This is a genomic window from Ramlibacter sp. (assembly GCF_013697775.1).
In the GTDB taxonomy this organism is placed as follows: Bacteria; Pseudomonadota; Gammaproteobacteria; order Burkholderiales; family Burkholderiaceae_C; genus Ramlibacter.
In genome coordinates this window covers 1-20933 of the sequence record NZ_JACCWG010000320.1, presented here as the reverse complement: position 1 = coordinate 20933, position 20933 = coordinate 1, and the positions used below count along the sequence as shown (strand labels likewise).

General features: G+C 67.2%; 20 protein-coding genes and 3 tRNA genes. 10 read left to right on the top strand and 13 right to left on the bottom strand.

The features are described 5' to 3' along the window. Positions 1 to 3 precede the first annotated feature (3 nt). The 5 genes from H0U68_RS16315 to H0U68_RS16295 all read right to left on the bottom strand — a co-directional run bounded on the left by H0U68_RS16315 (position 4) and on the right by H0U68_RS16295 (position 4804). Positions 4 to 783 carry an alpha/beta fold hydrolase gene (locus H0U68_RS16315; protein WP_296357448.1) on the bottom strand — a complete coding sequence of 260 codons (780 nt, stop codon included), beginning with the start codon at positions 781 to 783 and terminating at the stop codon, positions 4 to 6. A gap of 20 nt (positions 784 to 803) precedes the next feature. After that, positions 804 to 1712, bottom strand: a complete 909-nt coding sequence (locus H0U68_RS16310) for a chlorinating enzyme (protein WP_296357446.1) — start codon at positions 1710 to 1712, stop codon at positions 804 to 806. A gap of 66 nt (positions 1713 to 1778) precedes the next feature. Next, positions 1779 to 2051, bottom strand: a complete 273-nt coding sequence (locus H0U68_RS16305) for an acyl carrier protein (protein WP_296357444.1) — start codon at positions 2049 to 2051, stop codon at positions 1779 to 1781. After that, positions 2048 to 3640, bottom strand: coding sequence for an amino acid adenylation domain-containing protein (locus H0U68_RS16300; protein ID WP_296357442.1), 1593 nt, complete (start codon positions 3638 to 3640; stop codon positions 2048 to 2050). Before H0U68_RS16300 ends, H0U68_RS16305 begins: the two co-directional genes overlap by 4 nt. Positions 3641 to 3733: 93 nt before the next feature. Then, a complete protein-coding gene (locus tag H0U68_RS16295; protein ID WP_296357440.1) occupies positions 3734 to 4804 on the bottom strand; it encodes an autoinducer binding domain-containing protein in 1071 nt (356 codons plus the stop codon). A 759-nt stretch (positions 4805 to 5563) separates the two neighbouring features. Between H0U68_RS16295 and H0U68_RS16290 the strand changes: the two genes are divergently transcribed. The 9 genes from H0U68_RS16290 to H0U68_RS16250 all read left to right on the top strand — a co-directional run bounded on the left by H0U68_RS16290 (position 5564) and on the right by H0U68_RS16250 (position 13625). Next, positions 5564 to 6346, top strand: coding sequence for a 4'-phosphopantetheinyl transferase superfamily protein (locus tag H0U68_RS16290; RefSeq protein WP_296357438.1), 783 nt, complete (start codon positions 5564 to 5566; stop codon positions 6344 to 6346). A 308-nt stretch (positions 6347 to 6654) separates the two neighbouring features. Next, on the top strand, positions 6655 to 7326 hold the full coding sequence (locus H0U68_RS16285; protein ID WP_296357436.1) for a TetR/AcrR family transcriptional regulator: 672 nt from the start codon (positions 6655 to 6657) through the stop codon (positions 7324 to 7326). Positions 7327 to 7337: 11 nt separating this feature from the next. Beyond that, positions 7338 to 8279 carry an ABC transporter substrate-binding protein gene (locus tag H0U68_RS16280; protein WP_296357478.1) on the top strand — a complete coding sequence of 314 codons (942 nt, stop codon included), beginning with the start codon at positions 7338 to 7340 and terminating at the stop codon, positions 8277 to 8279. Beyond that, on the top strand, positions 8276 to 9169 hold the full coding sequence (locus H0U68_RS16275; protein ID WP_296357434.1) for an ABC transporter ATP-binding protein: 894 nt from the start codon (positions 8276 to 8278) through the stop codon (positions 9167 to 9169). The genes H0U68_RS16280 and H0U68_RS16275 overlap by 4 nt, the downstream gene beginning before the upstream one ends. Before the next feature lie 8 nt (positions 9170 to 9177). Next, a complete protein-coding gene (locus H0U68_RS16270; RefSeq protein ID WP_296357431.1) occupies positions 9178 to 9942 on the top strand; it encodes an ABC transporter permease subunit in 765 nt (254 codons plus the stop codon). After that, entirely contained in the window at positions 9939 to 10727 is a 789-nt protein-coding gene (locus H0U68_RS16265; RefSeq protein ID WP_296357429.1) for an ABC transporter permease, read from the top strand. Before H0U68_RS16270 ends, H0U68_RS16265 begins: the two co-directional genes overlap by 4 nt. Before the next feature lie 29 nt (positions 10728 to 10756). Next, positions 10757 to 11566, top strand: coding sequence for a cyclase family protein (locus H0U68_RS16260; protein ID WP_296357427.1), 810 nt, complete (start codon positions 10757 to 10759; stop codon positions 11564 to 11566). A gap of 5 nt (positions 11567 to 11571) precedes the next feature. Further along, positions 11572 to 12909 carry a fumarylacetoacetase gene (gene fahA, locus H0U68_RS16255; RefSeq protein ID WP_296357425.1) on the top strand — a complete coding sequence of 446 codons (1338 nt, stop codon included), beginning with the start codon at positions 11572 to 11574 and terminating at the stop codon, positions 12907 to 12909. 23 nt (positions 12910 to 12932) lie between these two features. After that, entirely contained in the window at positions 12933 to 13625 is a 693-nt protein-coding gene (locus H0U68_RS16250) for a glutathione S-transferase N-terminal domain-containing protein (RefSeq protein WP_296357423.1), read from the top strand. A gap of 21 nt (positions 13626 to 13646) precedes the next feature. On the opposite strand, the gene H0U68_RS16245 is transcribed toward H0U68_RS16250, so the two are convergent. Further along, on the bottom strand, positions 13647 to 15338 hold the full coding sequence (locus H0U68_RS16245; protein ID WP_296357421.1) for a CBM35 domain-containing protein: 1692 nt from the start codon (positions 15336 to 15338) through the stop codon (positions 13647 to 13649). 321 nt (positions 15339 to 15659) lie between these two features. On the opposite strand from H0U68_RS16245, the gene H0U68_RS16240 reads away from it, so the two are divergent. Further along, positions 15660 to 16610, top strand: a complete 951-nt coding sequence (locus tag H0U68_RS16240; RefSeq protein ID WP_296357419.1) for a hypothetical protein — start codon at positions 15660 to 15662, stop codon at positions 16608 to 16610. Between the two features lie 77 nt (positions 16611 to 16687). Here the strand turns inward: H0U68_RS16240 and H0U68_RS16235 are convergent. The 7 genes from H0U68_RS16235 to H0U68_RS16205 all read right to left on the bottom strand — a co-directional run. Further along, positions 16688 to 16764, bottom strand: a tRNA-Asp gene (locus H0U68_RS16235). 59 nt (positions 16765 to 16823) lie between these two features. Beyond that, positions 16824 to 16899, bottom strand: a tRNA-Glu gene (locus tag H0U68_RS16230). Positions 16900 to 16929: 30 nt separating this feature from the next. After that, a tRNA-Ala gene (locus tag H0U68_RS16225) sits at positions 16930 to 17005 on the bottom strand. 35 nt (positions 17006 to 17040) lie between these two features. Beyond that, entirely contained in the window at positions 17041 to 18423 is a 1383-nt protein-coding gene (gene gltX / locus H0U68_RS16220; protein WP_296357417.1) for a glutamate--tRNA ligase, read from the bottom strand. A gap of 20 nt (positions 18424 to 18443) precedes the next feature. Then, on the bottom strand, positions 18444 to 19952 hold the full coding sequence (purF, locus tag H0U68_RS16215) for an amidophosphoribosyltransferase (protein ID WP_296357415.1): 1509 nt from the start codon (positions 19950 to 19952) through the stop codon (positions 18444 to 18446). A 32-nt stretch (positions 19953 to 19984) separates the two neighbouring features. Then, the gene (locus H0U68_RS16210) at positions 19985 to 20473 is read right to left on the bottom strand and encodes a CvpA family protein (RefSeq protein WP_296357413.1); all 489 of its coding nucleotides are present in this window, start codon (positions 20471 to 20473) and stop codon (positions 19985 to 19987) included. A 12-nt stretch (positions 20474 to 20485) separates the two neighbouring features. Next, the coding region (locus H0U68_RS16205; RefSeq protein ID WP_296357412.1) for an SPOR domain-containing protein at positions 20486 to 20933 on the bottom strand (448 nt) is incomplete at its 5' end.

Below are 20933 nucleotides of genomic sequence, written 5' to 3'. Positions count from 1 at the left end.
CAGTCATCCGATCAGGGTGGTGGCCGCATTGCTGAGCAGCGGCTCGAGCTCGCGGTTGATGTGTTCAAGAACCGACGCCTCTTGCGAATGCACGAAGAAGTGGTCGCCGGGGAAACGGTGGCGCAGGAAGCTGTGGCGTGTCTCGCGCTCCCAGCGCGCGAGGCCGTCGTCGTCCACCATGTGGTCGTCGGCCCCGTGGAACACCACGATGCGGCAGTCCAGAGGTGCCTGGCGCTCGTAGCGGTAATTCTCGAAAATCGCGCCATCGGCGCGGATGCGCGGCAGCAGGAAGTCCAGCAGGATCGGATCGCGAAGAATCGCGTCCGGCGTGCCGTTGCAGCCGCGAAGGACCTCGATGAACTCGGGGTCGGACAATGTGTGCCGGATCACCGGCGGTTTCACCTCGGGCGCGTTCTGCGACGAGGCGATGAGAAGCTTGGGCTGCGGCAGCCCGCGCTGCCGCAGGACCCTGATCACCTCGAAGGCGATCAGCCCGCCCGTGCTGTGGCCGAACATGGCGTAGGGGCGATCCAAAAGCGATGCCATCGCATCCGCGATCGGCGGTGCCACTTCGTCCATGTCCAACAGCAACGGTTCGGCAATCCTGTTTTCACGGCCGGGCAGCTGCACGGCGATCAGTTCGACCTCGGGCGGAAGGAACTCCACCCAGGGCGCGAACATCGCGCCGCCGCTGCCGGCGTAGTGAAAGCAGAACAGCCGGATGCGGGCATCGGGCTTGCGGTCTGCACCGAACAAGAGCCAGCGGTCGTCACGCGTTTCCATGTCGGTGCAGTCCGCTTGCTTTACGCCGCCACCGGCGCTTCTTGCTTCATCGGCGCAACGATCTTGTTGTGGCCGAAGCGGTCCACGCCAGCCACCTGCACGGTGGTGTAGCGGTCCAGCGGCAGCACTTCGCCGAAGTGGTGGAACGAGTCCTGGCCCGAGTACACCTTCACGTGCGTCGGCACGAAACGCGTGGCCCAGCCGAAGCGCACCGAGTCCTTGGTGGTGTTCGGGTTGGAGCCGTGCATGCAGCGCGACGTGAAGATGAAGAACTGGCCGGGGTTGATCTCCATGTGCACGCCGCGCGCCTCGTCGGGCTTCCAGTTCGGGTCGAGCTTCAGCTTCTCGTAGTCGTAGCCGTAGAAGCCCGACTTCACGCCGTCATCCAGCACGCGCTTGTTCTTGTTCTCCGGCTCGAACGGAATGTTCTTCTTCTCGTCGAAGAACCAGGTGCGGTGGCTGCCGGGCATCAGCTTCAGGCAGCCGTTGGCCTTGTTGGTCGGCGTCATGGCGATCCACGCCGTCAGCTCCCAGGGGCGGCCTTCTTCCGGCTCGGTCGGCTCCAGCTTCTCGGTGCCCTCGAACTCGACGAAGCTCTCCGCCTGGTGCCAGTCGGTGCCCTCGTCGCCGGGGTACTTCGGGAACCACTCGGTGCGCCAGCTCAGCACGTCCGGGCCCAGGATGCTGGAGATCCGGTCGACGATGGCGTTGCTGCTGATGATCTTGTTCAGGGCCGGGATGTCCAGGTGCCGGTCGTAGTTCAGCTTGCTTTCCGGGAACGGCGCGGTGGTGGTGTCCAGCAGGTCGAGGCGGACCTCGTTCCAGATGCGGGTCATCTCTTCCGGTTCGTACAGCGTGAAGGGACCGGCGAAGCCGTTCTCGTAGAAGGACTTCTTCTCGGCTTCGGACATGTAAAAGCGCTTTTGCATTTCTGCTCTCCTAAAAATGGACGGGATGTCGTGGGTTGCGTGGCGGGGAAAAAGGCAGGCCCGGCATCAGGCCGAGACGGCGACAGGCGCGGTGGCCGCGGCGCCGCTCTTGGCGCGCAGCGCGTCGATCTCCGCGCTGATGGCGGCAACCGTCGAGCGCGTCTTGTCGAAGAACTGGCGCGGCGGGGGCGTCACGCCGGTCTTTTCCTTGACTTGCTTCAGGACGGCGACCAGGTTGAGCGAATTGCCGCCGATGTCGAGGAATCGGGTCTCGGGCGTCAGTTGCTTGGCGCCGATCACGTCTTCCAGGATCTGGATCACGGTTGCTTCAGTGTTCATGAGTTCACTTCCTCTTGGTTGCTCTGGTTGGTGCGGAATTGCAGTAGAGACAGAAGCGCTTTGCGATCTGCCTTTCCCGACGACAACTGCGGAAACTGGTCGAGAATCGTGATGTGGCGCGGCACCATGTAGGCGGGCAGCTCCGCCGACAGCCGTTGCCTGATCTCCGCGACCAGGCGGTCCACGTCGAGCGCCTGGCCCTTGTCGATCAGCACGCCGGACGCCAGCAGCTTCTCGCCGTAGCGCGACTCCATCAGCACCGTCTCCGAGGCGTGCACGTGGGCCACGCTGTTGATGACGCGCTGGATCTCGCTCAGGTGGATGCGGTAGCCACCCAGCTTGATTTCGTTGTCCTTGCGCCCGGCGTAGAAGATGTCGCCGTTCTCCAGGTACGTGCAGATGTCGCCGGTGCGGTAGAACGGCACGCCGTCGATGTGCGTGAGCCGCTGCGCGGTCTGCTCCGGCAGGTGCCAGTAGCCCTGCATCACCTGGCTGCCGCCCAGCATCAGCTCGCCGGGCGTGTTGGCCGCCGTGATGGTCTCGCCGTCGTCGTCCACCAGCAGCGCCTGCACGTGCTTGAGCGGCTTGCCGATCGGGTAGAGCTGGGTGCGCGCGGGCTCGATTTCCGTGATCAGGTGCGCCACCGACGCGCAGGTCACCTCGGTGGGGCCATAGGCGTTGATCACCCTGGTGCCGGGGTTCTTGCGCATCCAGCGCTGCACCGTCTTGATGTCCGGCACGTCGGTGCCGGTCAGGATGGTCTTCAGGTGCGGCAAAGCCACGGTGGCGAAGTCCGCCGCCTGCGCGATCAGGCCCAGCATCATTCCCCAGGCGGAGAAATGCGAGATGTCGTTGGCGCGGATGGTCTCCAGCAGCAGGTCGGGCACCACCACGTCGTCGTACACGTGCAGGTGCGCGCCCTGCGCCAGCGGGAACAGCATGTCCATGGTGTAGACGTCGAAGTGCAGCGGCGAGAAGCTCGCGCAGCGCGACTCGGACGTCACGTCGTAGATCTGCCAGGTGCCGTCGAAGAAATCGAACAGGCTGCGGTGGCTGATCAGAACGCCCTTGGGCCGGCCGGTGGAGCCGGATGTATAGATGCAGTACGCGGTGGCCTGCTCGTCGAACTCCGGCAGCGCGGTGGGCCGCACCAGCGCGTCGCGCTGCGCCGAGTCCTCGTCCACCGTCACCATGCGTTCGAGTTCGCTGACGAACAGCAGCGCCGCCGGCTTGGGCAGGAAGCCCTTGACGGTGTCGGCCATCTCCTCCTCGGTGATCACCACCGAGGGCGCGATGTCGTTGAGGATGTAGCGCAGCCGCTCCACCGGCATGCTGGGGTCCAGCGGCACGTGCACGCAGCCCGCCTTGAACACGCCCAGGATCGCCGCCACGAGAACAGCGCGGCGGCTCGCGAGCATCACCACGCGGTCCTGCGGCTTGCAGCCCAGCGCGCGCAGCCGCATCGCCAATCGCGTGGAGAAACTATCGAGTTCGGCGTAACCGAGTTCGATGTTTGTATCCGCGAGCGCGCTCTTGTAAGGCGTGCTGATCGCGTGTTGCTGAATGACGGGGACGATATGTTTGACCATGAGGTCTCGCGCTCCTTGTTGTCTGACGCTTCCCTGAGTGAGCTTCGCGTTCGTCGAGGCATGAACCTTAAACGCGATGTCGTGTGGAATTACTTAGCTCGTTTGCGATATATCGGTTGCTGCCTTTTTCTCTTCTGTTTGGACGGTCTGCACAGGAGATGAAAGAAGGCCGCACTGCTTGGCTTTGCTCGCACTGCTCTTGATATGTTTGCTGTTGAGTTTTCTGTTGATCGCGACGAACAGCTGGTAGACCGCGCGCTCGCCGATCTTCAATTCCTCGGCCACGTGGCGCGCGTTTCCGCCGCGCTCCACCATGCGCAGCGCCACCACCTCCGTATAACTAAGAGACAGCTGCCGTGCGAGCTCCTGGCGCCCGCGCAGCACGCGCCACTCGAGCAGCTCGTTGGCCAGGCCGCGCAACAGCCTGCGGTTGCGCCAGAGGTGGTCCTCGCCCTGCGGCGGGGCCAGCGGCGTGCTCACGTGCAGCAGGCCGAAGGTGGTGTCGTCGCGGCGGTGCGCCGGGAAGAACAGGCAGCTGCCCAGCCCATGCTCGGGCCCCGACTGCAGCAGCCAGTGGTGCGCCGGCAGCACGAGCGAGGAGCCGCGCAGCGGCTGCGTGTTCTCGCGCGCGTGCGCCACCGCCGGGTCGTTCAGGTACCAGTGCTGGTGCACGTAGCGGTGCGCCCACGACGGCGCGCCGCCCACCAGCATGTCGTGCCGCGTGATCTCGCCGCCTTCCTCCTGCGCGCAGAACCAGTGGTAGTAGCAGTTCGCGGCGCCGCAGGCGCGGGTGAAGTTGCGCATGAGCACAAGCAGGTCGCGCTCGCTGTCGCACTCGGAGGCGAACTCCGGCATGCGTTCTCCCTCCGCCTGCCACTCGCCCTCGGCCACCGTGTCCAGCGCCGCGCGGTACTCGTTCTTCAGCAACGGCGCGTAAGGGTCGTTGTCGATGAACGCCTGGACCTGCGCGCCGTCCTGCAGGTCCAGGTGCAGCACCGAGACCGGTTCGTCGCAGCCCTGGCGCCTGCGCTCCAGCCGGAAGCCGTGCGCGCCGTCGCCGAGCACGCTCAGCGACACGCGCCTGCCCTCGATGAAGGCCTGGCGCACCTGCACCGCATCGGGCGGCCCCTGGTCGGCCTGCCGTGGCTTGAAGATCCGGGTCATGGCGCGACCCCGGACGTACGTGGACCGCCAACGCGGTCGGTTGATTCATGCATGTGCGCGCCTCCCCAGGTGCTGTATTCACGCTCGCATTCACTGTATGGAGTTGGCTCTGCACTCTCCAAGCTGCGGACCTATAAATGCGCGCAACAGCTGTTACGTACAGTGCGCTCTATAGAAACAAATATAGGTTCCGCGAATCAGCCTGAGTGCTCACTTCCGTCAGTGCGTCACTTGTTGTCAGGAGCATTGCGTGCGGCAGCGAACGCCGCGACGCGCCGGGTGATCCCGGAAATGAATGAGATGAGGACGCGCCGGCGCGGGATGCCCGATAGGAAACGCCGGCCGGCGATGTTGGCGACGTAATGACGTGCGCCGATGCCAGCGGTGGATGCGTTTCCCGAATGCTTGTCCGGCCGGGATGTGCGGGAGGGCGAACTGTAGCAGCGCGATGCGCCGGCGGCGCTTAACCACGACGTGCTTGCGTGATTCGTTGTGCCAGGGCGCGGCCTGCGTTTTCGCTCTCCTTTCATTGGTGTACGCCGTGCCGTTTTCGTTCGCACCGCAGGGTTTGCAGTCTCCTGACACCGCCTTGTCAAAAGGCCGATGGCGTGGCCCCGCGCGGCGCGCATTCATAACGGTCACAAGTTGCACGTTTGTGTTTCGTGCATTGCCTTGACGCTGGCCGATGCGCCTGCATGGCAGCAGGCAATGCGGGATGGTCGAGCAGCGCCGGCCCGGCGCTGCCTACAATCGCAAGCCATGCAGGGCACGCTTGATCTCTCCACCGACGAAGTGCACGTGTGGCTGGCGTTCGAGGAGCGCATCCTCGAACCCGCGCTGCTGGCGCACTACCACGCGCTGATGACGCCCGAGGAGGCCGCGCGGCAGCGGCGCTTCGTCTTTGAACGCGACCGGCACCGCTACCTGGTTACGCGCGCGCTGGTGCGCACCGTGCTGTCGCGCTATGTGCCGGTGGCGCCGCGCGACTGGACATTCACCGAGAACAGGTACGGCAAGCCCACCGCCGACAACGCGCCGGCGCGCGACATGGCGCTGTCCTTCAACGTCACGCACACGCAGGGCCTGGTGGCCATTGCCGTCACGCGCAAGGCGGCACTGGGGGTTGACGCGGAGAACACCGAGAAGCGCCAGGCGCCGCTCGACGTGGCCGGCCACTTCTTCGCGCCGGACGAAGTCTCGGCCCTGGCGGGCATCGGCGCCGAGCGCCAGCACGACCGCTTCTTCCAGTACTGGACCTTGAAGGAGTCGTACATCAAGGCGCGGGGCATGGGGCTGTCGATCCCGCTGGACAAGTTCGCCTTCCTGTTCCACACCGAAGACCGGCTGGAACTCACGGTGCACCCCGAACTGGCGGACGTGGCCTCGCGCTGGCACTTCTGGCAGTTCCGCCCGCCCGGCTTCCTGCTGGCGGTGTGCGCGCAGCGCATCCAGACAGCGCGCCAGCGCATCGTGCTGCGCGAGGTGGTGCCGCTGCAGGGCGACAGCCTGCTCGACAGTCCGCTGCTCTGCATGTCGGCTTGACGGGCTGAAGTCAAGTCACACGGTGCTCTTGCGACAGCGGCCGGCGGCCGCACGTGGCAGGGGCTGGGGTGCCCGGGCGCAGGGTCCATTCGCGGTCGCTACAGAGCTTGCGCGGCACGACCTCGTTGACGACATGAAACAGGCATGCCGGGGCAGACGCCCGCGAGCGTGATACCGGAGCCCGGGCACCCCAGCCACTGCCCGATGCCGCCCAAGCAGCCGCGCATTGCAACCAAGGCTCAGCCACCAGGCTTCAGGGTTTGTACGGGTGTTCAATCACTTTGTACAAGCGTTCAAATGCACCCATCATGCCCGCCCGCCGCGCCAGCGCCGCCGCACCCGAAGCGCGCCCCGACCGCAAGGCCGCCATCCTGCTGGCGGCCGAGAAGCTGTTTGCGCAGCACGGCTACGACGTGGTCACCATCCGCCAGATCGCCGAGGAGGCCGGCGTGCCGCTGGCGCTCGTGGGCTACTACTACGGCCAGAAGCACGAGCTGTTCGAGGCGGTGTTCGCGCACTGGCAAGGCACCATCGACGAACGCGTGGCGGGCCTGCGCGAGGCGCTGGCCGCTCCCGTGCGCGAGCGCCTCGCGCGCACCGTCGACGCCTTCCTGCAGCCGGTGCTGCGCCTGCGTGCCAGCGCCGAGGGCGAGTACTACGCGCTGATGGTGGCGCGCGAGCTCTCGCATGCGCGCGGCCACACCGACCGCGTGCTGCGCGAGTTCTTCGACCCGATGGCCAACGCCTTCATCGACGCGCTGCAGGCCACCCTGCCGCGCGCGCGCCGCGCCGACGCCGCCTGGTGCTACCAGTTCATGCTGGGGGCTCTCCTGCATCACATCAGCGACGAGCGCATTGCGCGGCTCTCGCGCAACCAGTGCAAGCCGGCCGACCCGGCCGCCGCGCCGCTGCTCACGCGCTTCATCCTGGGCGGGCTGCGCGCCGCCCTGCCCGCCGCAACCCCGAGGAGAGTCCAATGAAACACAGCGCCATGCAACGCCGCGAATTCCTGGCAGCAGCAGCCGCCGCTGCCGGCATCGCCGCTGCCGTGCCGGCACGCGCGCAGTCCTCGCGCATCGTGTTCGGCTACACCGCGGTCACCGATTTCGCCTCGGTGTTCGTGGCCGCGGAAGAAGGCTTCTTCAAGAAGCGCAACCTCGACGTCGAGCTGAAGTTCATCCCGCTGAACTCCACCATCCCGGCCGCCGTGCAGGCCGACTCGCTGCAGATCGGCGGACCCACGCCCAGCGTGTTCCTGCAGTCGGTGGATGGAGGCCTGGACCACGTGGTGCTTGCGGGCGGCGGCGTCACCTCGAAATCGATCACCGGCTTCGGCCTGGTGGCGCGCGCGGGCAGCGGCATCAAGACGGCGCAGGACTGCCTGGGCAAGAAGATCGGCGTGCCCGGCCTGGGCGCCTTCCTGCACGTCACCTTCCGCGGCTGGCTGAAGAACCAGGGCGTGGACTACCGCAAGGTCAGCTTCGTGGAGGCCGCGTTCCCGCAGCACGGCGACCTGCTGCGCGGCGGCACGCTGGACGCGGTGGTGAGCGCCGACCCGTTCATGAGCCGCATCACCGACAGCGGCACGGGCTACGTGGCGTCCTACTACTCCACCTTCCTGCCCGAGGGCGAGCCGACCATCATCTACACCGCCAAGCGCGAATGGGCGCAGAAGAACGCCGGCGCCGCGCGCGCCTTCCAGCAGGCGGTGCAGGAGGCCGCAGCCTTCATGGGCAAGCCGGCCAACAACCCGAAGGTGCGCGCGGCGATCGGCAAGTACATCAAGCTGCCGCCCGAGGTGCTGGCCAAGATGCAGATCTCCCCGCCCGGCCCGGTGGTGACGGACAAGCAACTGGCCTATTGGGTGGACCTGATGAAGGACCAGGACATGCTCAAGGGAAGCCCGGAGCCGGCGAAGCTGATTTTCAAATGACGATCTCCGTGTCACCCGTTCGTCCGCCAAGTCCCGTTCGGCTTGAGCCCACCTCCGTTCGGGCTGAGCCCGTCGAAGCCCTTCGACAAGCTAAGGGCGAACGGGGGGATGCGCAGGGCGAACGGCAGCCCCTTCTGCGCTTCGACGCCGTCGCCATCCATCTCGGCGGCCGCGAGATCCTGTCGCCCACCAGCTTCTCGGTGGGACGTGGCGAGTTCGTCTGCATCATTGGCCCCTCGGGCTGCGGCAAGACCACGCTGCTGCGCGCGGCGGCCGGGTTCGTCGCGCCCAGCGCCGGCACGGTGCTGCGCAATGGCAAGCCGGTGGCCGCCCCCTCGCGCGAAGTCGCTTTCGTGTTCCAGGACTACGGCCGCGCGCTGCTGCCCTGGCGCACGGTGCAAGGCAACGTGCGGCTCGCGCTGGAAGCGGCGAACGTACCCGCGGCCGAACGGCCCGCGCGCATCGCCGAAGTGCTGGACACGGTGGGCCTGGCGGCGCACGCAACGAAGTTTCCCGCGCAGCTGTCCGGCGGCATGCAGCAGCGCGTGCAGATCGCGCGCTGCCTGGCGCAGCAGCCGCAGCTGTTGATGATGGACGAGCCGTTCGGCGCGCTCGATGCCATGACGCGCGAAGGCCTGCAGGACGAGGTGTCGCGCCTGGTGCGCGCGAGCGGCCTCACGGTGCTGTTCGTCACGCACGACCTGGAAGAAGCCATCTACCTGGGCGACCGCGTGATCGCGTTGCGTGCCAATCCGGACGCGGCGCATCCCAGCATGGCGGCAACGATCGACGTGGCCATTGCGCGCCCGCGCGCGCAGCTCGTCACCAGGGAAGACCCCGAGTTCCTGCGGCTGCGGCGCGAGCTGTACCGCTACCTCGGCCACCACTGAGGCGCACGATGCCGCACCGCCTCGCTGGCCTCCTGCGCGCGCTCGCGTGTCCCGCGTTGCTGCTGGGCGCGCTGGAGTGGTATGCGCGCACGGCCGGCGCGGGCAGTGACGCGCTGGCCGCACCCAGCGCGGCGGCATTGGCGTTCGGCAAGGCCATGGCCGACGGCAGCCTGTGGGAAGCGACCGGCTTCACGCTGGCCTGCGCCGCGGCCGGACTCGCCATCGGCGCCGTCGCCGGCGTGCTGCTGGGCATCGCGCTGGGTTTGCTGCCACGGTTGGCGCGCATGAGTTTCCTGTCGGTGGAGGTTCTGCGGCCGATTCCCTCGGTGGCGCTGATTCCGCTGGCCATGCTGGTGTTCGGTTTCGGCCTGCGCATGGAAGTCAGCGTGGTCGCCTTCGCCACCTTCTGGCCGATGCTGGTGCTGTCGCAGGCGGCGGCGCGGCAGGTGGAGCCGCGCCTGCTGGAAGTGGCGCGCGCCCTGGACCTGTCGCCCGCCGCGCGCATCGCCAAGATCGTGCTGCCGGCCATGGTGCCGCGCCTGTTCGTCGCACTGCGCCTGGGCGTCGCCATCGCGCTGGTGGTGGCGGTGACGGTGGAGATCGCGGCCAACCCCAGCGGCATGGGCTACGCCATCATGATCGCGCAGCAAAGCCTGGATCCGGCGCTGATGCTGGCCTGGCTGTTCTGGATCGGCGCGGTGGGCTACGCCATCAACGCCGCGGCGCTGGCGCTGCAGCACGCGGTGGCGCGGCGCATGGGAGTGCAGGCATGACGGCCACGCGGCAGCATGCGCGCGCGCTGCTGGAGTCGGGCGCGCTGCTGGCCGCCCTGCTCGCGCTTTGGTGGGCCGCGAGCCACGCGGGCTGGGTGAGCCGGGTGTTCCTGCCGACGCCCGAGGCGGCGCTGGCCAGCCTGGGCGACGGACTGAACCTCACCGGCAAGGGCGGCGGCGAACTCGCGGCGTTCACCTTGCAGACCCTGCAGCGCATGCTGCTCGGCTGGCTGCTGGCCTCCGCCGCGGGCATCGCACTCGGCGCGCTGATCGGCATTTCCACAAAGGCGCGCGCCTGGCTGCAGCCGATGCTGGAATTCGTGCGGCCGCTGCCGGCCTCGGCCATCATGCCGCTGGCGATCTCCATCTTCGGCCTTGGCGGCGGCATGGTGCTGTTCGTGGTGGCCTTCGGCGCGATGTGGCCGGTGCTGCTGGCCACCGTGCACGGCTTCGCCAGCGTGGAGCCGCGGCTGCGCGAAGTGGCCGCCGCGCTGCAGATGAACGACGCCGCCTTCATCCGCAAGGTCGGCCTGCCCAGCGCCATGCCCGACATCCTGGCCGGCATGCGCCTGGCCATGACGGTGTCGCTGATCGTTGCCGTGGTCGGCGAAATGATCGCCTCGCAGCCCGGCCTGGGCCAGGCCATCTTGCTGGCCGCGCGCGCCTTCCGCGCCAGCGACCTGTTCGCCGGCATTGCATTGCTGGGCGCCCTTGGCTTCGCCAGCAACGCGGTGCTGGCGCTTGCCGAACGCCGCCTGCTGCGCTGGCAGTCCCCACATTCCTGACCGCTCGTCCTCTTCCTGGGAGTTCCCACATGCCCCGCAAATTCGTCGACCTCTCGATCTACCTGGAAAACGACGTGGTGTCGGACCCGCCGGCCTTCGCGCCGAAGATCCAGTACTTCACGCACGAGAACACCTTCTCGCAGATCGAACCCTTCTTCCCCGGCCTGAGAAAAGAGGACCTGCCCGACGGCGAAGGCTGGGCGGTGGAGCTGGTGCAGCTGTCCACGCACAACGGCACGCACCTGGATGCGCCCTACCACTTCCACTCCACCATGAACAAAAAATTGGGAGAGAAGGAGCGCGCCATCGCCATCGACGAAGTGCCGTTGGAGTGGTGCTTCCAGCCCAGCGTGAAGCTGGACTTTCGCCATTTCGCCGACGGCTACGTCGTCACCGCCAGCGACGTCGAAGCGGAATTGAAGCGCGTGGGCCACACGCTGCAGCCACTGGAGATCGTGGTGGTGAACACGCGCGCCGGCTCGCGCTACGGCAACAACGACTACGTGGCGGCCGGCTGCGGCATGGGCTACGAGGCCACCATGTACCTGCTGGAGCGCGGCGTGCGCCTGACCGGCACCGACGCCTGGAGCTGGGACGCGCCTTTCGTGCACACGGCGCAGAAATACGGCGAGAGCCGCGACGCATCGCTGATCTGGGAAGGCCACAAGGCCGGCCGCGACATCGGCTACTGCCACATCGAGAAGCTGCACAACCTGGAGGCGCTGCCGGCTGACGGCTTCTACATCAGCTGCTTTCCGCACAAAATCCGCGGCGCCTCGGCCGGCTGGACCCGCGCGGTGGCGATCTTCGACGATGCGCTGATGGCGAGCGGCAGGTGAGCGCCATGGCCAGCACGCTGAACCACACGCACGATGCGGCCGCGCGCAGCTGGGTGGCATCCGCCAATGCGCCGGGCTGCGACTTTCCGATCCAGAACCTGCCGCTCGCGATTTTCCACCGCGCGGACAGCAACGAGCCCCTGCGCGGCGGCTGCGCCATCGGAGAGCAGATCGTCGACCTGGCCGCGCTGGCGGGCACCGGCCTGCTGGCGGGTGATGCGCAAACCGCCTGCGAGGCCTGTGCGCAGCCGGCGTTGAACGGCTACTTCGCGCTGGGCAGCAGGCACTGGCGCGCATTGCGGCACGCGCTGTTCGACCTGCTCCGCGACAACGCGCCGGCCGACACGAAGGACCGCGTGCGCACCTGCCTCGTCGCGCAGTCCGACGCGCACTACGGCCTGCCCGCGCGCATCGGCGACTACACGGATTTCTACACGTCGATCCACCACGCCATCAACGTCGGCAAACTGATTTTCCCGGACAACCCGCTCACGCCCAACTTCCAGTGGCTGCCCATCGCGTACCACGGCCGGGCCTCCAGCGTGCGCGTGGGGCAGCCCGGTTTCGGGTTCACGCGCCCCAGTGGTCAGGCCATGGCGCCAGGCGCGGCACAGCCCGCCTACGGGCCCTGCGCGCGGCTGGATTTCGAGCTGGAGATGGGCTTCTTCATCGGCCCGGGCAACCCGCTGGGAACGCCGATCCCGATTGCGCAAGCGCAAGAGCACATCGCCGGCATGGTGCTGCTGAACGACTGGTCGGCGCGCGACCACCAGTTCTGGGAGATGAACCCGCTGGGCCCGTTCCTGGGCAAGAACTTCTGCACCACGGTCTCGCCCTGGGTCGTGAGCCTGGAGGCGCTGGCGCCCTACCGGCTGCCGTTCACGCGGCCCGCGGGCGATCCGCAGCCGCTTCCCTACCTGGACGGCGAGGCCAACCGCGCTGGCGGCAGCATCGACGTGCAGCTGCAAGTGCGGCTGGACACGCCCGCGCACCGCGAGTGCGCAGCGCAGCCCAGCGCCATCGCGCGCACCAGCTTTCGCCACCAGTACTGGACCATCGCGCAGATGGTGGCGCAGCACACGGTGGGCGGCTGCGACCTGCAGCCGGGCGACCTGCTGGGCACCGGCACGGTGTCGGGGCCGACGCCGCAGGAAGCGGGCGCGCTGGTGGAGTTGAGCAAGGGCGGGCGCGCGCCAGTGACCTTGGACGCGACAGGCGAACAGCGCGGTTTCCTGGAAGACGGCGACACTGTGATCCTGCGCGGCTGGTGCGAAAAGGATGGCGCGGCGCGCATCGGGTTCGGCGAGTGCCGGGGAACGGTGCTCGCGTCGCAAGGAAGCTAGACGAAGTCAGAAGGGAGATCGCCATGAGCTTGCAGCTCTACACCTGGGCCACGCCCAACGGGCAGAAGATCCACATCATGCTGGAGGAGCTGGGTGTTCCGTACGAAGTGAAGCCGGTGAACATCTTTACCGGCGAGCAGATGGAGGACTGGTTCAAGGAGATCAACCCGAACCGGCGCATTCCCGTCCTGGTCGACGCCACCGAGCCCGGCGAGCCGCTGCGCATCTTCGAATCCGGCGCGATCCTGCTGTACCTGGCGGACACGCACGGCAAACTCATCGCGCCCACGCACGCTGGCCGCTGGGACGCGATCCAGTGGCTGATGTGGCAGATGGGCGGCCTGGGCCCGATGTTCGGCCAGGCGCAGCACTTCGTCACCTACGCGATGGACACGCATCCGTACGCCACGGAGCGCTATACGCAGGAGGGCGGGCGACTGCTGGCCGTGATGGACAAGCAGCTGGCCACCCGTGAATACCTGGCGGGCGACTACTCTATCGCCGACATCGCCTGCTTTCCGTGGGTGCGCATCCACAAGCTGGCCGGCCTCAGCCTGCAGCCGTTCGCGCACGTGGCGCGCTGGTATGGCGCGATCCGTGCGCGGCCGGCGGTGGACCGGGGAATGGCCGTCCTGCGCGAACATCTCACCGGCGTGCCCCGCACGAAGGAAGCGCACGAGGTGATGTTCGGCAAGACGCAGTTCAGGAATCCCTGAACCACGTCCTGCGCACTGCCCTTACGGCTTCCACACCCGGAAGTTGGAGATCTGCATGTCGCCCACGCCTTCCACCGGCTCCACGCCCAGCTCGACGCTGACCAGCGACTCCGTGCCGTTCGCCCACAGCTGTCCGTTGCTGTCGGTGCGTGTCTTGAGGTAGTTGATGAAGGTGGAGAGATTCAGCGTCCGCGCCGTGTTCTCCGACAGCGAGGCATCGGGCTCGAACACCACGAAGGTCCAGCCGCCGGCGAAATTGCGCACGAAATACACGTGCCACAGCAGGCCCTCCAGCGTCACGTCGTGGCTGTACCACCCCGGGTTGCGTCCGCCGTTGTGCGCGCCGTAGTTCCCCCAGTAGTTCAGCGGGATCATGATCTCGTGGCTGATCGGCGGCGCGGTAAAGCCGTTGACCTGCTGCGGGCTGCTTTGCAGCCAGATGTCGTAGCTCAGGTGCCCGCGCCCCGTGGGCGGCGTCAGGTGCGTGAACGTGGACGATGAATAGATCGGAGGCAGCGCGCCGTTGGCGGTCATCGGCAGGAACGTTCCCGGCGTCGGGCCCGACGGATAGATCTGCGAATAGGTTTCGTCCAGCAGCCGGATCTCGTGGCCGCCCGGCGTACGCCAAGTGTTGTACCAGCCCGGCTTGGCGCCGAACACGGCGGACGGATAGGCCTTCACCTCGGTCGTTCCGGTGGGCCACTTCCAGGCGCTGCGCCAGGCCACTTCGCCATTGGGTCCGACGGTCTGCGAGCGTCCGTACGACGTCTCGTACTGCGACCCGGTCAGGCCGGTGTACGTACCGCGGGTGAGCTGCCCCGGGCCCCACACGCCGTCCTCGATCCAGTAGGCGTAGTTGGCGTTGCCCACCTGCAGCAGGTCCGGATTGGGATCGTTGGGCGCACGCAGCGTGATGGGCGTCACGGCCGCGCCGGCCGTGGTGACCTTGATGGAGTCCACATCCATGTAGCCCCAATCCTTGCTGATGACGAAGGTGTTGGTGCCGTTGACCAGGGCCACGCCCGGAAGCACGAGATCCATCCAGGCGTTGTTCTGCCCCGGGAACACCTTGTTCTGAATGGTGCCCCCGTTGATCTGCACATTGTTCTGCTGGGTGCCCCAGGCGCGGTAGCGGATCGCCACATCGAAACTGCCCGCGCTGACGCCGGGAATGCGCACCGTCAGCGTGTCGCCGTTGGCCGTGAAATTGCCGACATAGCCACCGCCGCCCGCGTTCGGGTCGTCGTACTTGGCGCTGATGCCGGTGCCCGACACCGTGCCGGTCTCGGCCTCGCCGGTCAGCGTTGTGGTGCCGCCGGACACCAGCTCGATGTAGTCGAGATCGATGTAGCCCCAGCCCTTGCTCACCGCCACCGTGTGCGTGCCCGCGCCGAGCTGCACGCCCGACAGGACGACGTCGCTCCATCCCGTGCCGATGCCCTGAGTCTTGGGCCACGGCACGTCCTGCGCCGCGCCGCCGTCGATGGACACGAAGTTCTGCTGCGCCCCATAGGCGTGGTAGTGGAAGCGCACCTGGTAGGTGCCGGCGGCGACGTTGGTGAACGTGGCCGTGACCTTGGAGGTGGCGGCGCCGAACGGATTGACGAAGCCGGTGCCGGAATAGCCGGGCACGTCTGTCGCGACGACAAGGTCGCTGGTGCGCGTGGCGTTTTCCGCTTCGATATGGTAAGTGGCCGCGTGCGCAGCGGCCATGGTCAAGCCTGCGACGGCGGCAAGCGCCGCGCGCAACATCCCTTGCACTCCCATGAATTGGTTCTCCCTGATTGCCGGTGTGGATATGTCCGGGCCAGTGAAGCGTGAGATAGCGGTTCGAACCAGTTCGAAAGAATGTGGCTTAACCGATAGTCAGCCGATTCCGACGGCATGCGCACAGCTGACTTCCACCTTTATCAGCCGAGCTGAGACGCTGTACAGCTTGGCTTTCAGCGCCTATATTGCTCCTTATAAGAACGACGCTGTATCTCCAGGCGGAGTCAACCTGTCTGGCCCTTGCGCCAGGAAAGGGAGGTTGTCATGCAGTCAATCCACAAGGCCGTCCGTATGGCGGTACTGGCCTGTCTCATCGCATGGATGGCGATTCCATCCATCGCCAACACCTGGCGCGGCACCGCGCCGTTCTGCGAAGGCCATTGCCAGGGGAATGAAGAGCAGATCGGCGTCAGCGACTCCGGCGACGGCGGCTACTGCGTCACCGGGCACAAGGCCTTGTGCCGCAACGCCTCCGCCCTTTGCGCCGCGAAGGAAACGAAAGCGAGCTGCTACGGCGTGGTGATGGTGTGCGAGAACGGCTTTCACGAAAGCCTGAACCAGAACTGGCATGCTTGCAACAGCTATGCCTGCGGCGTCTGTGCCGGCATCAGCATCAGCAGCACGCGCCCGCAATCCACCACGGGCGGCGGCGGTTATCAAGCGGACATCTGCAAGCAAGGCTACGTGTGGCGCGAGGCCGCCAAGGGAGACCACGTCTGCGTGACGCCGGCGGTGCGCACCCAGGCCGCCCAGGACAACGCCGCGGCGGCCGGCCGGCGTGTGCCGAATGGCGCCTACGGCCCCGACACGTGCAAGCCGGGCTTCGTCTGGCGGGAAGCTTTCGCGGGAGACCATGCGTGCGTGGTTCCGGCGGTGCGCAGCGCGGCGGCGGACGACAACCGGCAGGGCGCGGGGCGGCGTGCGGCGCAGGCCGTCCGCGTCGTCGTCGACACGTGCAAGCAGGGCTATGTCTGGCGCGAAGCGATCCGCAACGACCATGTCTGCGTCACGCCCGCCACGCGCACGCAGGCGGCACAGGACAACGCCGCCGCAGCGTCCCGGCGCGCCAACGGCGGTGCGTCCGGCCCGGACACCTGCCGGCCCGGCTTCGTGTGGCGCGAGGTCGTGCCGTCGGACCATGTGTGCGTCTCGCCCGCGGTGCGCGCGGCGGCCGCGCAGGATGCGGCGATGGCGGCGCAGCGGCTGGCGCGGTGACGACGCTTCCCGGTGCCCACTGGAGCGCAAAAGAAAAAGCGCCATGAAGCAGAACTTCATGGCGCTTTCGATTTTTGTGGCGGAGTGGACGGGACTCGAACCCGCGACCCCCGGCGTGACAGGCCGGTATTCTAACCAACTGAACTACCACTCCGCGTGGTGCAGCTTTCCCCGCAAATGCGGGCAAGTGCTGCCACTTGCTTACCAATTTCTTGGCGACCCTACGGGGATTCGAACCCCGGTACTCACCGTGAAAGGGTGATGTCCTAGGCCTCTAGACGATAGGGTCAAAACCTGGACTTTCCGTTCTCGACACTTTTGGTGGAGGTAAGCGGGATCGAACCGCTGACCTCTTGCATGCCATGCAAGCGCTCTCCCAGCTGAGCTATACCCCCGTTGGGTGTCGAGCCTCGAATTATAGACTGAAAATTCAGCCGTTTTTCAGCCGGCTCAACACTGTTTGTCGTTCCGACAACGCCAGCACCGCATCCAGCGACGGCGTCTGCGGCGTGCCCATCACCAGCACCCGCACCGGCATGGCAAGTTGCGGCATCTTCATGCCGGTGGCGCGCAGCGTTTCCTTGATCGCCTCGGCGATCGCCTCCTTGGTCCACGGGCAGCCTTCCAGCATCTTCGCCAGCATGGAGATGGCCGGGCGCACGCCGTCGGTGATGTGCTTGGCCACGTCCTCCGCGCCCGGCACCACGTCGGCGTAGAAGCGCTGCACCCAGTCGGCCAGCGCCACCGTGGTGTCGCAGCGGTCCTTCAGCAAATCGCACAGTGCGGGCAGGCGCGCATCGGGCGCGATGCCGCGTTGCCGCAGCCACTGTTCCACCAGCGGTGCGAGCTGCTCGCCGGGCATGGCCTTCATGTGCTGCGCGTTCACCCAGCGCAGCTTGGCGTCGTCGAACTGCGCCGCGCTCCTGCCCAGATGGTTTAGGTCAAACCACTGCAGGAACTGCTCGCGGCTGAAGATCTCTTCGTCGCCATGGCTCCAGCCCAGGCGCGCCAGGTAATTCACCATCGCTTCGGGCAGGTAGCCCTCGTCGCGGTACTGCGTCACCGGCTTGGCGCCGTTGCGCTTGCTCATCTTCTCGCCCTGCGCGTTCAGCACGGTGGGCAGGTGCGCGTACACCGGCGGCTCCTGGCCGAGCGCGCGAAAGATGTTGATCTGCCGCGGCGTGTTGTTCACGTGGTCGTCGCCACGGATCACGTGGGTGATGCGCATGTCGATGTCGTCCACCACCACGCAGAAGTTGTATGTGGGCGTGCCGTCGGGCCGCGCGATCACCAGGTCGTCGAGTTCGTCGTTGCTGATCTCGATGCGGCCCTTGACCTTGTCGTCCCACGCCACCGCACCGCCTGTCGGGTTCTTGAAGCGCAGCACCGGCTGCACGCCTTCGGGCGGGGCGGGCAAGGTCTTGCCCGCCCCGGGGCGCCAGGTGCCGTCGTAGCGCGGCTTCTCCTTGTCGGCCATCTGCCGCTCGCGCAGCGCATCGAGTTCGGCCACGCTCATGTAGCAGGGGTAGACCAGGTCTTGCGCGCGCATCTGCGCCAGCACTTCGCGGTAGCGGTCCATGCGCTGCATCTGGTAGAACGGCCCCTCGTCGGCGTCCAGCCCCAGCCAGGACATGCCTTCCAGGATGACGTCGACCGCGGCTTGCGAGGAGCGCTCCAGGTCGGTGTCCTCGATGCGCAGGATGAAGTCGCCGCCCTGCGAGCGCGCGAACGCCCACGGGTACAGCGCGGAGCGGATGTTGCCCAGGTGGATGAAGCCGGTGGGCGAGGGAGCGAAGCGGGTTCTGGCTTTCACGTTGGCGGTGTCGTTGTTCTTCAGGCTTCCTGCGGATTCGGGATCGAAAGGCGCGAGGTGCTTTCTTCCAGCGGGTCTTCCTGGCCGATGCGCGCTTCGTTGATCTTCGCGATGTCGGCCGCGTTGATGTCGCCGGTGACGTACACGCCGTCGAAGCACGAGGCGTCGAAGCCCTTGATGTTCGGGTTGAGCGAGCCGATGGCGCTCTTCATGCCCTCCACGTCCTGGTAGATCAGCGCGTCGCAGCCGATGATGTCGCGCACCTCGTCCACCGTGCGGCCGTGCGCCACCAGTTCGCTGGGGGTCGGCATGTCGATGCCGTACACGTTGGGAAAGCGCACCGGCGGCGCGGCGCTGGCCAGGTACACCTTGCGGGCGCCGGCCTCGCGCGCCATCTGCACGATCTCGCGGCTGGTGGTGCCACGCACGATCGAATCGTCCACCAGCAGCACGTTGCGGCCCTTGAATTCGCTGTTGATCACGTTGAGCTTCTGGCGCACCGATTTCTTGCGCACCGCCTGCCCCGGCATGATGAACGTGCGGCCCACGTAGCGGTTCTTCACGAAGCCCTCGCGGTACGGCAGGCCCAGCAGGTGCGCCAGCTGCATGGCACTTGGCCGGCTCGACTCGGGAATCGGGATCACCACGTCGATGTCGCTGGGCGGCAGTTTGGAGATTACGCGCTTGGCCAGCATTTCGCCCAAGTTCAGCCGCGCCTGGTAGACCGAGATGCCGTCCAGCACCGAGTCGGGCCGCGCGAGGTAGACGAATTCGAAGATGCACGGGTTGAGCTGCGGCTTGTCCGCGCACTGCTGCGCGAACAGCTTGCCTTGCGTGTCCACGTACACCGCCTCGCCCGGCAGCAGGTTGCGCTCGAGCTTGTAGCCGGTGCCTTCCAGCGCCACGGACTCGCTGGCCATCATCACGGTGGCGTCGCCGCCGCGGCCGAAGCACAACGGCCGGATGCCGTACGGGTCGCGGAATGCCACCAGGCCGTGGCCGGCGATCAGCGCCACCACCGCGTAGGAGCCGCGCACGCGGCGGTGCACGTTGCGCACGGCCGCGAAGACGTCTTCGGGCTTGAGCGCCAGGCCGCGCGTGGCCTTCTCAAGTTCATGCGCGAATACGTTGAGCAGCACCTCGGTGTCGCTCTCGGTGTTGATATGGCGGTGGTCGGTGGAGAACAGCTCGGCCTTCAGCGCCTGCGCGTTGGTGAGGTTGCCGTTGTGCGCCAGCGTGATGCCGAAGGGCGCGTTCACGTAGAACGGCTGCGCTTCCTCTTCGCTGTAGGCGTTGCCGGCGGTGGGGTAGCGCGCCTGGCCCAGGCCCACGTTGCCCGGCAGCGCGCGCATGTTGCGCGTGCGGAACACGTCGCGCACCATGCCCTTGGCCTTGTGCATGTAGACCTTGCGGCCCTGCTGCGTCACGATGCCCGCGGCGTCCTGGCCGCGGTGCTGCAACAGCAGCAGCGCGTCGTAGATCAGCTGGTTGACCGGGCCACTGCTGACGACACCCACAATCCCGCACATACAAAATTCCTTGCTGCCCGTAAAGGGCGAATCTATCCCGGCAAATACTTTCCGAAGCGCTCAGGCAGCACCGGCTTCAATCCCCGCAGCGCGGCAGCCGACACATCCGCCGTCTTCGCCTCGCTCCACCACGGCTCGCGCTGCAGCGGCGTCATGCTCACCACCACGGCCAGCGCCAGCACCAGCACCAGCCCGCGCACCAGGCCGAAGGCCGCGCCGAGCGTGCGGTCCACCGGCCGCAGGCCCATGGCTTGCACGATCTTGCGCGCGCCCCAGGCCACCAGCCCGCAGGCGAACAGCGCCGCGATGAACACCAGCACGAAGCCCGCCGCATAGCGCACCGCCTCGCCCGAGCCCGACATCGGCAGCATCTCGGCGGCGCGCGGCGCGAACCATTGCGCCGCGACGAACGCGGCCACCCAGCTCATCACCGACAGCACCTCGTACACCAGGCCGCGCCAGGCGCCCAGCAGCAGCGACAGCCCGAGCACCGCCAGCACCACCCAGTCGAGCATGGCCATGCGGGGGCGCCCTCACAAACTGAGGATGGCGGCCGGCAAATCCAGCCCCTTGAGCTTGTGGGCCGCCTTGTCCGCGTCGGCGCGGGTGGCGAACGGCCCCACCCGCACGCGGATGCGCTTGCCGTCCTTGGTCTCGGCCACCTGCGTGTAGGTCTTCATTCCAGCGCGCTCCACCTTCTGCCGCGCCTCGCGCGCCTTTCCGTTGTCGGAGAACGCGCCCACCTGCACCACGAAGCGGCCTTCGGCGGCGGGCACGGTCTTGCCTTCCAGCAAGGCCTGCGCCTTGGCGGACTCGTCGGCGCGCGGCGCGGGCGCCTTGGCTTCGACCTTTTTTGGTTCGGGCTTCGGCTTGGGTTCCGGTTTGGGTTCGGGTTTGGGCTCGGCTTTCGCCTGCTGCTGCGGCGGCTCCGGCTTGGGTGCGGCGGGAGCCGGCGGCGGTGCGGATGGCGCGGCGGCAACC

Bases quoted from the DNA above. Each gene is read 5' to 3' on its own strand.
- H0U68_RS16315 (WP_296357448.1), bottom strand. From the start codon at position 783: ATGGAAACGCGTGACGACCGCTGGCTCTTGTTCGGTGCAGACCGCAAG.
- H0U68_RS16310 (WP_296357446.1), bottom strand. From the start codon at position 1,712: ATGCAAAAGCGCTTTTACATGTCCGAAGCCGAGAAGAAGTCCTTCTAC.
- H0U68_RS16305 (WP_296357444.1), bottom strand. From the start codon at position 2,051: ATGAACACTGAAGCAACCGTGATCCAGATCCTGGAAGACGTGATCGGC.
- H0U68_RS16300 (WP_296357442.1), bottom strand. From the start codon at position 3,640: ATGGTCAAACATATCGTCCCCGTCATTCAGCAACACGCGATCAGCACG.
- H0U68_RS16295 (WP_296357440.1), bottom strand. From the start codon at position 4,804: ATGACCCGGATCTTCAAGCCACGGCAGGCCGACCAGGGGCCGCCCGAT.
- H0U68_RS16290 (WP_296357438.1), top strand. From the start codon at position 5,564: ATGCAGGGCACGCTTGATCTCTCCACCGACGAAGTGCACGTGTGGCTG.
- H0U68_RS16285 (WP_296357436.1), top strand. From the start codon at position 6,655: ATGCCCGCCCGCCGCGCCAGCGCCGCCGCACCCGAAGCGCGCCCCGAC.
- H0U68_RS16280 (WP_296357478.1), top strand. From the start codon at position 7,338: ATGCAACGCCGCGAATTCCTGGCAGCAGCAGCCGCCGCTGCCGGCATC.
- H0U68_RS16275 (WP_296357434.1), top strand. From the start codon at position 8,276: ATGACGATCTCCGTGTCACCCGTTCGTCCGCCAAGTCCCGTTCGGCTT.
- H0U68_RS16270 (WP_296357431.1), top strand. From the start codon at position 9,178: ATGCCGCACCGCCTCGCTGGCCTCCTGCGCGCGCTCGCGTGTCCCGCG.
- H0U68_RS16265 (WP_296357429.1), top strand. From the start codon at position 9,939: ATGACGGCCACGCGGCAGCATGCGCGCGCGCTGCTGGAGTCGGGCGCG.
- H0U68_RS16260 (WP_296357427.1), top strand. From the start codon at position 10,757: ATGCCCCGCAAATTCGTCGACCTCTCGATCTACCTGGAAAACGACGTG.
- fahA (WP_296357425.1), top strand. From the start codon at position 11,572: ATGGCCAGCACGCTGAACCACACGCACGATGCGGCCGCGCGCAGCTGG.
- H0U68_RS16250 (WP_296357423.1), top strand. From the start codon at position 12,933: ATGAGCTTGCAGCTCTACACCTGGGCCACGCCCAACGGGCAGAAGATC.
- H0U68_RS16245 (WP_296357421.1), bottom strand. From the start codon at position 15,338: ATGGCCGCTGCGCACGCGGCCACTTACCATATCGAAGCGGAAAACGCC.
- H0U68_RS16240 (WP_296357419.1), top strand. From the start codon at position 15,660: ATGCAGTCAATCCACAAGGCCGTCCGTATGGCGGTACTGGCCTGTCTC.
- purF (WP_296357415.1), bottom strand. From the start codon at position 19,952: ATGTGCGGGATTGTGGGTGTCGTCAGCAGTGGCCCGGTCAACCAGCTG.
- H0U68_RS16210 (WP_296357413.1), bottom strand. From the start codon at position 20,473: ATGGCCATGCTCGACTGGGTGGTGCTGGCGGTGCTCGGGCTGTCGCTG.